The sequence below is a fragment of the Parafilimonas sp. genome (assembly GCF_051953455.1).
In the GTDB taxonomy this organism is placed as follows: Bacteria; Bacteroidota; Bacteroidia; order Chitinophagales; family Chitinophagaceae; genus Parafilimonas.
Genome location: NZ_JBQCIT010000014.1, coordinates 322,499 through 334,376 on the forward strand (window position 1 = coordinate 322,499; position 11,878 = coordinate 334,376).

The 11,878-nt window shown below is 39.3% G+C and carries 13 protein-coding genes; 10 read left to right on the plus strand and 3 right to left on the minus strand.

Annotated features, from left to right (window positions below; genetic code table 11):
• Positions 1–2 precede the first annotated feature (2 nt).
• From ACTHN6_RS06080 to ACTHN6_RS06125, 10 genes are all read left to right on the plus strand, one after another.
• Positions 3–389: a hypothetical protein gene (locus ACTHN6_RS06080; protein ID WP_440434835.1), complete on the plus strand. Its 387-nt coding sequence runs from the start codon at positions 3–5 to the stop codon at positions 387–389.
• Entirely contained in the window at positions 386–1,018 is a 633-nt protein-coding gene (locus ACTHN6_RS06085) for a TerB family tellurite resistance protein (RefSeq protein ID WP_440434836.1), read from the plus strand. The genes ACTHN6_RS06080 and ACTHN6_RS06085 overlap by 4 nt, the downstream gene beginning before the upstream one ends.
• An 80-nt stretch (positions 1,019–1,098) precedes the next feature.
• Complete coding sequence (gene traJ, locus ACTHN6_RS06090) at positions 1,099–2,361, plus strand: conjugative transposon protein TraJ (RefSeq protein WP_440434837.1); 1,263 nt, start codon at positions 1,099–1,101, stop codon at positions 2,359–2,361.
• A 2-nt stretch (positions 2,362–2,363) separates the two neighbouring features.
• A complete protein-coding gene (traK, locus tag ACTHN6_RS06095; RefSeq protein WP_440434838.1) occupies positions 2,364–2,981 on the plus strand; it encodes a conjugative transposon protein TraK in 618 nt (205 codons plus the stop codon).
• Complete coding sequence (locus ACTHN6_RS06100) at positions 2,978–3,436, plus strand: hypothetical protein (RefSeq protein ID WP_440434839.1); 459 nt, start codon at positions 2,978–2,980, stop codon at positions 3,434–3,436. The genes traK and ACTHN6_RS06100 overlap by 4 nt, the downstream gene beginning before the upstream one ends.
• Positions 3,437–3,439: 3 nt before the next feature.
• A complete protein-coding gene (traM, locus tag ACTHN6_RS06105) occupies positions 3,440–4,717 on the plus strand; it encodes a conjugative transposon protein TraM (protein ID WP_440434840.1) in 1,278 nt (425 codons plus the stop codon).
• A 5-nt stretch (positions 4,718–4,722) separates the two neighbouring features.
• Complete coding sequence (gene traN, locus ACTHN6_RS06110) at positions 4,723–5,523, plus strand: conjugative transposon protein TraN (protein ID WP_440434841.1); 801 nt, start codon at positions 4,723–4,725, stop codon at positions 5,521–5,523.
• Between the two features lie 2 nt (positions 5,524–5,525).
• A complete protein-coding gene (locus ACTHN6_RS06115) occupies positions 5,526–6,764 on the plus strand; it encodes a hypothetical protein (protein WP_440434842.1) in 1,239 nt (412 codons plus the stop codon).
• A gap of 3 nt (positions 6,765–6,767) precedes the next feature.
• A complete protein-coding gene (locus ACTHN6_RS06120; protein WP_440434843.1) occupies positions 6,768–7,055 on the plus strand; it encodes a hypothetical protein in 288 nt (95 codons plus the stop codon).
• A 20-nt stretch (positions 7,056–7,075) separates the two neighbouring features.
• The gene (locus tag ACTHN6_RS06125; protein ID WP_440434844.1) at positions 7,076–7,378 is read left to right on the plus strand and encodes a helix-turn-helix domain-containing protein; all 303 of its coding nucleotides are present in this window, start codon (positions 7,076–7,078) and stop codon (positions 7,376–7,378) included.
• An 820-nt stretch (positions 7,379–8,198) separates the two neighbouring features.
• Here ACTHN6_RS06125 and ACTHN6_RS06130 read toward each other — a convergent pair.
• From ACTHN6_RS06130 to ACTHN6_RS06140, 3 genes are all read right to left on the minus strand, one after another.
• Positions 8,199–9,719 carry a TolB family protein gene (locus ACTHN6_RS06130; RefSeq protein ID WP_440434845.1) on the minus strand — a complete coding sequence of 507 codons (1,521 nt, stop codon included), beginning with the start codon at positions 9,717–9,719 and terminating at the stop codon, positions 8,199–8,201.
• Between the two features lie 10 nt (positions 9,720–9,729).
• Entirely contained in the window at positions 9,730–10,215 is a 486-nt protein-coding gene (locus ACTHN6_RS06135; protein WP_440434846.1) for a TlpA family protein disulfide reductase, read from the minus strand.
• Positions 10,216–10,336: 121 nt separating this feature from the next.
• Positions 10,337–11,875: a glycoside hydrolase family 32 protein gene (locus ACTHN6_RS06140; protein ID WP_440434847.1), complete on the minus strand. Its 1,539-nt coding sequence runs from the start codon at positions 11,873–11,875 to the stop codon at positions 10,337–10,339.
• Between the last annotated feature and the right edge of the window lie 3 nt (positions 11,876–11,878).

Consider the following 11,878-nt stretch of genomic DNA (forward strand, 5'->3'; position numbering starts at 1 on the left):
CTATGCAGAAAGGAACAATGATAACGGTTATTGTGGATGGCGTAACGCGGTTAAACAGTTTATTTGAAATAGTTACAAAGAAAATAAAGGAAGATAAGGTTATCACGGAAAAGGAAAGCGCCTACATCACCGGCGTGTTCAATGAAAAGCTGAAAGAAGGCAACCAGTCTATTGAAAAAATAAAGGAGCTTATATCGCCTAAGTCTGCGATGAGTGAAGCTGATAAGCTGCAATTGCTTACACAAATGTTCACGGTGATGAAAGAAAATATTACTACTCTCAAAAGATTTGAAAAAGGGTTTGTAAAGCTCTGTGAAGAAAGAAAGGCGAAGCTGACAGATATAAAAGAAGTAACAAGATTATTCGACAAAGAAAAACAGAGGACATGAAAAAGTGTGTATTGATATTGCTGCTATGCGGTAGTTTGATGAAAATCCATGCGCAGGCTTTTGAACTGCAGCAACTGATACTGGACATAGGAAAGCTGACAGAAATGAAACGGATATTATCTGATATGAAAACCGGTTATGATATTGTAAGCAAGGGTTACACCACTGTGCGGGACATTGCGCAGGGCAACTTCAATCTGCATGAAGCTTTTTTAGACGGGCTTTGGTTGGTTAGTCCAACCGTGCGCAAATACTGGAAGATACCAGCTATCATTAATTACCAGGTGCAGATGGTTAAGCAATATCAATCTGCTTTCAATGGTTTTAAACAGGCGGATCTATTCAATCCTGATGAAATCTCCTACATGGGTAAAGTATATAACAACCTGCTTAATCAATCACTAAAAAATATTATGGATTTAACTACCGTGATAACCGCTAACCAAATGCGCATGAGCGATGGGGAACGCTTAAAAATAATTGACCATATTTATGCGGATATGCAGGATAAAGTTATGTTCTTATACAGCTTCAATAATAATAATTACTTGCTCAGACTGCAAAGAGCAAAAGAACAAAATGATGTGCATAAGTTGCAGCAAATAAACGGTATCGAAGCATCACCCTGATTCGGGTTTTGTTTATTCCAAAAAGAAAGCAGAAACAATCGTTCGTGTGTGAATGAATTAGTGAGATAGAAAACGATAACATGAAAAAAGCTTTAATCATTGCCTTTGCGGCAATAACAGGAATGCTATTGCCTGTCTTATCACAGGCTCAAGGCGATACAGGCGGCGGATTAGCGGATAATATCAACAGCCTGCAAGCTGTGCTGGATCAGCTTTACAGTGAAATGATACCGCTTTGCAGTTCGCTGATTGGCGTAGGCCATGGCATTGCCGGGTTTGCTGCACTTTGGTATATCGCTGCAAGGGTTTGGCGGCATCTATCCAATGCAGAGCCTATAGATTTTTATCCTTTGTTCCGGCCTTTTGTGATTGGGTTTGCTATCCTGGTTTTTCCTGCTGTTATTAACCTCATCAATGGTGTGATGCAACCTACCGTTACGGCGACTTCGGCGATGGTTAACAACTCTGACGAGGCGATTGCTGCACTGCTCCAACAAAAACAGGACGCCATCAAACAAACGGATACCTGGCAAATGTATGTAGGCGATTCAGGTAATGGGGATAAGGATAAATGGTATCAATATACACACCCCGGTGAAACAAGTTCAGACGTAGGTTTCTTCGAAGGCATTGGCGATGACATCAGGTTTGCTATGGCGAAAGCCAGTTACAGTTTTCGCAACAGTATCAAGGAATGGATGAGTGAAGTGTTGCAGGTGCTCTTTGCGGCGGCAGCGCTTTGTATCAATACCATCCGCACATTCAATTTAATTATCCTTGCTATTCTCGGGCCTTTATCATTCGGCTTAAGTGTGTTCGATGGCTTTCATCATACGCTACGCCACTGGCTCGCCAGGTATATCAACATCTTTCTCTGGCTGCCTATCGCCAATTTATTCGGTGCTGTCATTGGTAAGATACAGGAGAACATGCTGCAGGTTGATTTGCAGCAAATCGCACAGCAGGGCGATACTTTTTTCAGCTCTACCGATATGGGCTACCTCATCTTTATGGTGATAGGTATCATCGGGTATTTCACGGTGCCTTCTATCGCCAATAACGTACTGTGGGTTGGCGGCGGCGAAGCATTAACAGGTAAAGCAACTACGCTAGCGATGGGAGCTGCCGGTGGTGCAGTATCAGGTGCTGTAACTGCTAGCAGTATGACGGCAGCAAAAATGGGAAGCGGTGCGCAAAACGTAATGAATACACCGGGCAGCATCAGGGCAGGTTATAATGAGCAACCATCAGGGAAAGGCTTTGCCGCAGGCATGGGCAGAGGTTATGGCCATGCCAGTGAATACCTGCACAATAAATTATCCGGCAACAAACAAAACGACTAACCATGTTCACAAAAATGAAAAATATTGATATAGCTTTTAAGCATGTACGCACCTTCACCTTCATGGTGGTTGGCGGTTGTATGCTGCTGTGCGGCTTTGTGCTGTATAAAAGCTACCAGTTAGCGGCCATCACTGAGAGCAAAGTGTATGTACTGGCGAATGGCAAGGCGCTCGAAGCACTGGCAGCAGACCGCAAAGACAATATACCTGTAGAAGCCCGGGACCATGTAAAGGATTTTCATATTGATTTTTTCACCCTTGACCCCGATGATAAAGTGATACAGTCCAACATTGCAAAAGCGCTGTATTTAGCTGATGGTTCTGCCAAAAGACAATATGAAGATTTAAAAGAAAATGGCTATTACTCAAATGTCATTGCCGGCAATATCAGCCAGCAGATCACAGTAGATAGTGTAGATGTAAATGTGAATAGATACCCCTATTATTTTAAGTGTTACTGTACGCAAAAAATTATTCGCACTTCAAGCATCTCTTATCGCAGCCTGATTACAGAAGGATACCTGCGCAATGTATCCCGCTCGGATAATAACCCGCATGGCTTTTTGATTGAACGCTGGAACATGCTTGAAAACAAAGACCTCAAAACGGAAGCGAGATGATAAGAATATTTAAGAAAAGAAAAATAACCAACACCGTTGTATTGACGGTATGGCAAAAGCTTGCTGACATTATTAATAGGAAAGCAAGAAAATTGGCTGATTATTTAAACAACAAAGCAGCCACAGTAAGCAGGCGTACGATAAAAATCTTCTTAATTGTATTCTGTATCGCCTCCGCGATTGGCAGCGCTTATATCATCATTCATGCTTTACAAAAAAAGCATACTGGTTATGTTGTTACCCCTATCGCTGTTCCGAATCACGTTGAACAAAACAATCCTGTGTTGGAAGACACGGCCATTGTACAGGCAGTTATGCGCATTGAACATTTTAAGCATTGGTTAGACAGCCTGCATCAGCGTGGCAGCGCGTTTTATGACAGCATTGTTCAAGCCAGACCAGGCTTGCTGGACAGTATTCAGTTTATCGAACAATATTATTCATCCAAAAAATAGGTTATGCAACAAACTATTAATCCCATTGTAAAAGAAAGGCAGCGAAAATTCCTGCTCGTGCTGCCGGTGCTGGCGCTTCCATTTATCACCTTCCTCTTATGGTCGGTAGGCATATTCTCTGCTGATGCTAAAACAACGTCTAAAAATGCAGCACAGCAGGGCTTTAATATGCATTTGCCTGATGCCCATTTAAAAGATCATAAAAGCTGGAACAAACTTGATTTTTACCAGCAGGCGGATGCGGACTCTGCAAAGATGAAAGAAGCAATGGAAAATGATCCTTTTTTTAAAGAAGGGCTGAAGTCTTTGCAAAGCGATACAGATAATCCTTATCATTTTTCTTATGACCCTTCGCCTCCTGGTACATTGGGAGATTATCATGACCCGAATGTTGATAAGGTTAACCGGCAACTGGCAAAATTAAACGCCGCATTGAACCAGCCACCGCAACCGTCGCCATCTATAAAAGATACTTCGGCTGTAACACATACGGCTATAGATAATGATGCAGTTGACCGCTTACAAAATGTGGTACAGGCTATTCATCAAACAGACACAACAGCAGACCCTGAAATGCAGCAGTTAAATGCAATGATGGATAAAGTGCTGGATATACAACATCCTGAAAGAGTGCAGGCGGCGATGCAGGAACAATCTGTGAAGTATAAGGGAAAAGTGTTTCCGGTAATAGCAAAAGATAACAATGATAATATAACTGTTCTTCAAACAAAAGCCATACAGGATAGTTCACTTCCGGCAACATCAGCCGGCAACGCCTTTTATTCACTCGATGATAATACGATAAACAACACAGCTCAAAGCAGCATGCAGGCAGTAGTGCAGGAAACGCAAACACTCGTAAGCGGCTCAACCGTTAAGCTGCGATTATTAAATGATGTATATATCAACGGCGTGCTGGTACCTAAAGATTGCTTTGTATATGGAACAGCTTCCCTTAACGGCGAAAGATTAAACATCAGCATCAATACCATCCGTTATGAAAATAATATCCTGCCTGTCTCCTTATCGGTTTACGACCTTGACGGCATGAGCGGCATTTTTATCCCGGGCGCTATCACAAGGGATGTGGCCAAGCAATCAGCGAATGAAGCTACACAAAGCATCGGCCTCGCCACCCTTGATCCCTCTATCGGCGCACAGGTAGCCAGTGCAGGCATACAGGCAGCCAAAAGCCTCATCGGTAAAAAAATCAAACTGGTAAAAGTAACTGTGAAAGCAGGTTACCAGGTTTTACTCAAAGACAATAACAACAAACAATAACTATTATGAAAAATATAATCGTCTTAACGGTATTAGCATCCTTATCATTTGCAGCAAAAGCGCAAAAAATGATTGCGCCTTATCATATTACTATCAGCTATAACAAAACAAGCAATATCATTTTCCCTTACGCTATTGAAAGTGTGGACAGGGGCAGCGCATCTGTACTGGCGCAAAAAGCAAAAGGTGTTGACAATATCCTTCAAATAAAAGCGGGTGTGCAGGATTTTGCAGCAACCAATTTAAGCGTGGTTACTGCTGACGGTAAATTTTATTCTTTCCTGGTTGATTATGCAGATGAACCTACGGCATTGAATATTTCTTTCACACCTGATAGCATGAAAGCAACCCTTGAAGATAAGGTTATAGATGAAGCAACATTCAACAACATCGTTGCCGGTATAAAAAACACAAGGTCTTTTTTGCACCGGCAGACCCGTGAACAAAAAATATTGCTTGGACTGCAGGGTATATATCTTACCCATGATGTGATGTGTTTTCGGTTCAAGCTTCACAATCATTCGCATGTTGCTTACACACCGGATTATATCCGCTTTTTTATTAGGGATAAGAAAAGAGGCAAGCGTACTGCTGTGCAAGAAACGGAATTAAAGCCTTTGTATGCTACTTCAACGCAAACAGTGGATGGCTTGCAATCTGATACTCCGGTTTTTGCTTTTACACCTTTTACTATTTCCAGCAAGCAGGAACTGGTAGTACAGGCAGGTGAAAAAAACGGTGGGCGTGATTTGGAATTGCATATAAGCCATAGAAAATTATTAAAAGCGAAAATCCTGCAATATTGAAGATGCCAACTGAGCATGTCATATCGGATGAAGCCATGCAATGTATTGAAACAGCACTGGCCAATAACAGGTGCTGGTTTGCCTACAACACGATCTATTATTTTCTGCAACGGAAAGATGTATATGGCTTTAAGAATGCGGATCAGGCGCATGAATTTGCTGCGCTTAATATCAGCCACTATAAATATTATGAAGTTATTTATGCCAGTTCACTTGCTGATGTATTCCGCCAAATCCATTATGGGCAAACTCTTGAACAGAATTTAATTCAATCAACATTTAAAAATAAAATTATGGACAATGAAAATGTGCAAGACCACAAAGACCAGGTGAAATATATGGGCTTTAATGAAAACCAGTTAAAGAGAACAGGGTTTGGAGAAGCTTTTACGCCTGAACTAAAAACAAAAATGGAACAAGGTGTACCACTTATACAACACGGCTTTAAAAAAGAGTATGAGGGGGATGAAGTAACAGCTACCCTGCATTTAAAAAAATCTGCCACATCAGATTATTATTTTCTCAACAAGTTTGACCTGCAATTGCAAAAGGAGGGCCAAGTGAATACGACAAGGCAAACGTTTTATATTACCTCAAAAAAAGCAGAAGGCAACAGTGAAGAGGATGATCAGCAGAAAAATAAAATTAATAACAAGTACACGCTTAAAGAAGCCTATAACCTGCTTGACGGACGGCCTGTTTATAAAAACCTGGTAAGCAAAGAAGGCAATGAATATGAGGCATGGATAAGGCTCAATTTTAAAAACAAATTAGAGAATGGGAATTACGAAATGAAGCAGTACACTAAAAACTATGGATTTGATTTGGAGACTGTGCTTTCAAAATATCCCATCAAGGAATTGACGAATGAACAATACAGGCAGTCGTTAACAGAATCCCTGCACAGAGGCAATCTGCAAAAGGTAACCTTTGTTGATAGTAAGGGCAACGAAGAAAAATTGTATGTCTCACCTAACATTGCCATGGGATCGCTACATGTGTATGATGAAAATAAACAGCGCTTATCAACGGAGCTGCTTGTTGAAAAACAATATATTGGTAAGGAACTGGCAGAGCAGTTGAAACAACACGTGAGCCAGCAACAAAAACAGGAACCAACTACAGCCCAAAAACAAGCGCCTGTGCAATCTCAAAAGCAGGAACAAAAACATAAGCAGGTTCAAATGCAAAAAAATGGTGAACCAGTAAAAAAACAAAGCCGTAAACAGAAAGTGCATTAAGGAATGGATGATACTAAGGCGCTATTTGGTTTTATGGAAATGATACGCGAGGATCCAAGAATCGGGCCTTCGCATATCAGCTTGTATATGGCTATCCTGTATGCTTACCGGCAACAGGACAGCCGTATCCCTATATCTGTTTTCAGCCGCGACTTAATGAAGCAGGCTAAGATTTCCGGTGGCGCTACTTATCATAAATGCCTACAGGATTTAACGCAATGCGGTTATATCCGGTACGTCCCTTCATATAACCCGATGTTGGGGAGTTTGGTGTATTTGTCAAACGTTTAATCTCAGCTAAAGTTTCTATTATGCAGGCATCACAAATTTTAATTCCGATAGATACAGATGCGTTCTGGCAGCACATGCGAAATATAATAGAAGAAGCATTGGATAAAAAAACGCAAGGTTTTATTCAACCTGCAAGCATCAATCCTAAACAGATGTTGAAAGTAAAAGAAGTATGTGAACTATTCCAGGTGTCAAAGCCTACTGTTTATGACTGGATACATCAGGGAAAGCTAAAATCACTAAAAATTGAATCCAGACGTTTTTTCTTAACAAGTGATATTGAAGAATTGATAGCGAAGAATAGGTTGCAAACTAATAGTTAAACTTACTGATATTCTATAAATAGATACACTTAATTGTGGTACGTTCTCTCAAGACGACTAAATGGTTCGATTTGTTCCGGCTTAAAACTTATCAAATCCTAAAGCCTTAAACATTATTGAACGTGTAGCATTGGAATATTTTTCGCATCAAAATTAAACTAGGTAATGTACTGAAAATGGTTGGTGGTTATTTCATTCAAAATTATTATAATGCCACCGCTAATCTGAGAGGATATAAGCTCTGGTGGAGATCAACTTATCAGCAATAAGATTAGTGCTTATACTAAAATGTGGGTAGCGGTTTGCTACTCATTTTTTATACATTTTCTGATAAGCCTTATGGCTCAAAAAACTCATTTTTCGTTAGAAAAATATACATAACATTTTATAAAGTTGATTCTGTTTTTGGGTATAAGTCCTCTGTATAAATCAAGATGATTTTTTAAGTGGCTAAAAGGAATTTAGGTCTTCCTCCGGAGCTGTTGGCAGGTAGTTTTCCAAATTATTGCAGGAAAAATATTGATTTGTTTATCTCTTGAAGGCATATTTATATCTGCAATATCCCTCGGTGTTACCATAGTTTGTCAAACTTCTTACTGCTCCATCTTCTTCGCTCGGACAACGATTAAACCAGCTTTATCAAGCATTGCCGGTGCATGCCTGTCATCTTCATAAAACTTCTTTCATTATTTAATGTGCCATCCAAATAAATAGCTGATACAATTGCCGTTGATGAAGTGCTTCCAACTTTCGTCCCTGATAAAAGAAAAGTCGCAACCTTCGATTTTTTTATATTTTAAATAACAGAGATGCCATTACTTTATTTTTCTTCACTCACATCTGTATTGCTGATGAATGCAAGTTTCTTGCTATCAGGCGACCATGAAGGTGTATTCATGCTGCCTTGTCCACCATAAATGTAAGCAACTACCTTGGTGTCTCCGCCTTCAAAAGGCATTACTCTTATATATACATGTTTGTATGGCGGGTGCATGCCCGGCGGCACTTCATCTTTTAAAAATGATATAAATGCAATCCATTTTCCATCGGGGGAAATATGCGCAAACCAATTATTAAATTCATCATTGGTCACCTGTTCCTGGTCACTGCCATCAGGTTTCATGCGCCAGATTTGCATTGAACCTGAACGAACAGAATTGAAGTAAATATACTTGCCGTCAGGTGTATATTCAGGGCCATCATCCAAACCTTTTGCATCAGTTAATTTAATTTCATCGCCGCCATTTACAGGAACTTTGTATACGTCAAATTCACCGTTTCTTTCACCGCAAAAAACAAGCGATTGCCCATCGGGCGACCAACCATGCAAATACGACGGACCTATTGGTGTTACCTGTTTTGGTGTGCCACCAGTTATAGGAACCGTATAAATAATTGAACCGCCTAATTCTTTTACATTATTACTTAAGCCAAGCATTTTACCATCAAAAGAAATTGCATGGTCGTTATTATTTTTTACAATATTGCCGGTATTAATTGGCGAAGGTTTATTAGTAGCAAGATTGTAATTATACATGATGCCCTTATAATCATTAAAGATTAAACTCTTGCCATCGGTTATCCAGTTTGGCGCCTGGATTGAATAAGGTACTTTGTAAATAATGTTACGTTTGCCTGATGCCACTTCAACAATTTCGAGATTGCTGCCCAGTGTCATTTGCGTTCTGTTATCTGCTTCACCTTTATATGGAATAGTAATATTTACATTACTGAATACACCAGTTTCAACAACATCAGAATTGTGTGAGCCAACAAATAATCCTACATACACTTCATCACCTAAATCAATATCTGTGATTGAATCAACTTGAAAAGGTTCGCCATAAATAGCAGCACGCATAATATATGTGTTGCCTTTTCTTTCAAGCTGAAGAATATTTGCTTTAGTGAGTTTGAATTTATGTTCTTCTGTTTGTGCACCCGCAGTTCTGCGAAATTGCAGTGATGTTAATCCATCGCCATGCTCAACAGCGTTTACATGCGGTGAATTTCCATTTAAACTTTTGCGAATCATCCAGCCAACTTTGCGATGATAGTTAACCCAGCTGCCCAAAAACTCAGCGCGTGTATATAAAATAAAATCGCCTTTCATTTTTTTATATACAAACTGAAATTCATCATGGTCGCCCCAGATATTATAACCGGCGCCTGAAATAACATATTGCTGCGTTTGTGGAATATATGTTGCCGATCCAGGTTTTACATTCGTTCCAACATCAACATGATTATCAAAAATGCCAACTTTATTTTGTGCGTTTGCTATTAATGCAAAACATACAATAAATGTTAAGCTCAGCGGAATTCTAAATTTTAATTTCATTCGGAATGTTTTATGCCTGTTTTAAATATTTAAAAAATCTGAACATGCTGCCTTCATTATCTTCATAATCCAGCAATACATTTTTTGATGAATACAGAAACATAGAAGGATATCTTATTGGTTTAAATTTTTCAAGAAATTCATTCTTTGTGTCAACAAGCAGCGTCACATTTTTTTTGTTTTTTAATGATGGTGCGTATTTATCCATGAATGCAGTAATTACTTTTGGGTCATCAGCGCTTATTAAATAAACTGCTGCGTTTGCGTACTGCTTAAAATTTTTGTTGAGATTGCTCATCGCCTGCTGGCAATGTTCGCATGAAGGATCAAAAAAGAAGAAGAACAACATTTTTCCTGTTGGTAAATCTTTATTGGTGAAAGTTATTTTATCAAATCGGTAAAAATTAAATGTGGGAACAGTTTGCGCCGGTGCCTGCGCCTGTATATTGATTGAAAAAAATAATGACAGCAGGCCTATGTTCATCAATCGTTTCATTAAAGCCAATATAAAATTTTGCAATAATTTTTTAGTGAGTTTTTAAAATGTTACTGCTCCGGGAACGGTCTGACGGCTGAGAGCCGTCAGACCGCCGCTATTTCCATCGATCAGCAAAGTATTATTGTTTTACTGATGATAAATCCCAAATCTTAAGATTATCAATTGTTGCATTTCCGTTTGATGAATAAGCAGCAATATTATCTGCACCTTCATCAGGATAGATATAAGTAGTTAATGCTGCTTCACCATTATTTGCAAACACTTCAAGTGAAGATTTATCCAATAATATTTCAAGCTGAATTTTATCAGAAGCATCACTTAAATCAATCGTTCTTTTTAAAGCTTTTTCATTCAGCTTGCCGCCGGAATTTGTTCTGTCAACAAACAGTTGATGCGTTGATACATCATAACCAATAACTATTTCATTAATTACTTTACCATTGACATCTTTCTTTTGCGCTATTTTAAAACCCGCAGTGGCATTGGGTTGCAGCGTAAGTTCAGCCTTAATCCAATAAGCATTGCCTTTTATTTTGTTCTTGCTTACATCTGTTTCAGCATTATTAAGGGCAATGTTTTTTAGTTCAGTTATTTTATTATTTGAAAGTTTGTTCAATTCATTTTCAACAACAGATGATGGCTTTTGTATCAATCTTATTCCATCTTTTGTTTGCCTTAAACTTAAATCTCTTGCAACAGACATTTGCCCGCGCCACGGGTATGTTGGCTGCGGGTTTGGAATCATCCAGCCAATATAAGTTTTTTGATTGCCAGGCAAATTATTCCATGGAATAGCAGCATAATAAGTATCGCCATAATCCAGCGTTAATATTTTAGAAGAATCATTATCATTCTTAAATTCTTTGCCATCAAAATCGCCTACAAAATATTGTTCAAACACACCGCGTTCGCCGCCTGCAGCAGATGTAACGAGCACCCATTTTTTTTCGCTGGTTCCTTCAACAGGCAACTGAATTAAAAAAGGGCATTCCCAATAAGCGCCCGTATAACCTTGCGGACCAAACTCGCTTAATAAAGTCCAGTCTTTCAAATTAGGTGAACTGTAAAACCTTGCTTTATGTTCAGCAGGCAATACAACTGTCATCAGCCAAAACTTTCCAGGCTCATACCAAAAAACATTGGGATCTCTAAAGTCGTGTTTGTTTAAATCAATAACCGGATTTTTATCGTAGTTGATAAACGTCATTCCGCCATCATTGCTGTAAGCAACAAACTGAGATTCTTTGCGAATGTGTGGCTGATGACCTGTATAAATTGCAACGATGCAATCGTTTGTTTTGCACCAGCCGCTGGTATTGTTTTTATCAAGCACAGCGCTGCCTGAAAATATCCAGGTTGTATCATCGCCTTTTATCGATTCAGGAATGGCGATGGGTAAATGTTTCCAGTGAACAAGGTCTGTGCTGGTGGCGTGTCCCCAGCTCATGTGCCCCCAATGATTTTCGAACGGGTTTTGCTGATTGTATAAATGATAGGTACCCTTTACATACAGCAATCCATTAGGATCATTCGTCCAGTTTTTTGCAGGCGTGAAATGATATAGAGGTCTCCACTGCGATGTTGACGTTGTATCATCCTGCGCAAATAAAATTGCGGATAACAAAAAACAAAATGAACAAAGCAATAATCGTTTCATAAT

What these genes read in the sequence shown, in the direction of transcription:
- ACTHN6_RS06100 (WP_440434839.1), top strand. Translation starts at nt 2,978, where the DNA reads ATGATAAGAATATTTAAGAAAAGAAAAATAACCAACACCGTTGTATTG.
- ACTHN6_RS06085 (WP_440434836.1), top strand. Translation starts at nt 386, where the DNA reads ATGAAAAAGTGTGTATTGATATTGCTGCTATGCGGTAGTTTGATGAAA.
- traK (WP_440434838.1), top strand. Translation starts at nt 2,364, where the DNA reads ATGTTCACAAAAATGAAAAATATTGATATAGCTTTTAAGCATGTACGC.
- ACTHN6_RS06120 (WP_440434843.1), top strand. Translation starts at nt 6,768, where the DNA reads ATGGATGATACTAAGGCGCTATTTGGTTTTATGGAAATGATACGCGAG.
- ACTHN6_RS06130 (WP_440434845.1), bottom strand. Translation starts at nt 9,719, where the DNA reads ATGAAATTAAAATTTAGAATTCCGCTGAGCTTAACATTTATTGTATGT.
- traM (WP_440434840.1), top strand. Translation starts at nt 3,440, where the DNA reads ATGCAACAAACTATTAATCCCATTGTAAAAGAAAGGCAGCGAAAATTC.
- traJ (WP_440434837.1), top strand. Translation starts at nt 1,099, where the DNA reads ATGAAAAAAGCTTTAATCATTGCCTTTGCGGCAATAACAGGAATGCTA.
- ACTHN6_RS06140 (WP_440434847.1), bottom strand. Translation starts at nt 11,875, where the DNA reads ATGAAACGATTATTGCTTTGTTCATTTTGTTTTTTGTTATCCGCAATT.
- ACTHN6_RS06115 (WP_440434842.1), top strand. Translation starts at nt 5,526, where the DNA reads ATGCCAACTGAGCATGTCATATCGGATGAAGCCATGCAATGTATTGAA.
- traN (WP_440434841.1), top strand. Translation starts at nt 4,723, where the DNA reads ATGAAAAATATAATCGTCTTAACGGTATTAGCATCCTTATCATTTGCA.
- ACTHN6_RS06080 (WP_440434835.1), top strand. Translation starts at nt 3, where the DNA reads ATGCAGAAAGGAACAATGATAACGGTTATTGTGGATGGCGTAACGCGG.
- ACTHN6_RS06125 (WP_440434844.1), top strand. Translation starts at nt 7,076, where the DNA reads ATGCAGGCATCACAAATTTTAATTCCGATAGATACAGATGCGTTCTGG.
- ACTHN6_RS06135 (WP_440434846.1), bottom strand. Translation starts at nt 10,215, where the DNA reads ATGAAACGATTGATGAACATAGGCCTGCTGTCATTATTTTTTTCAATC.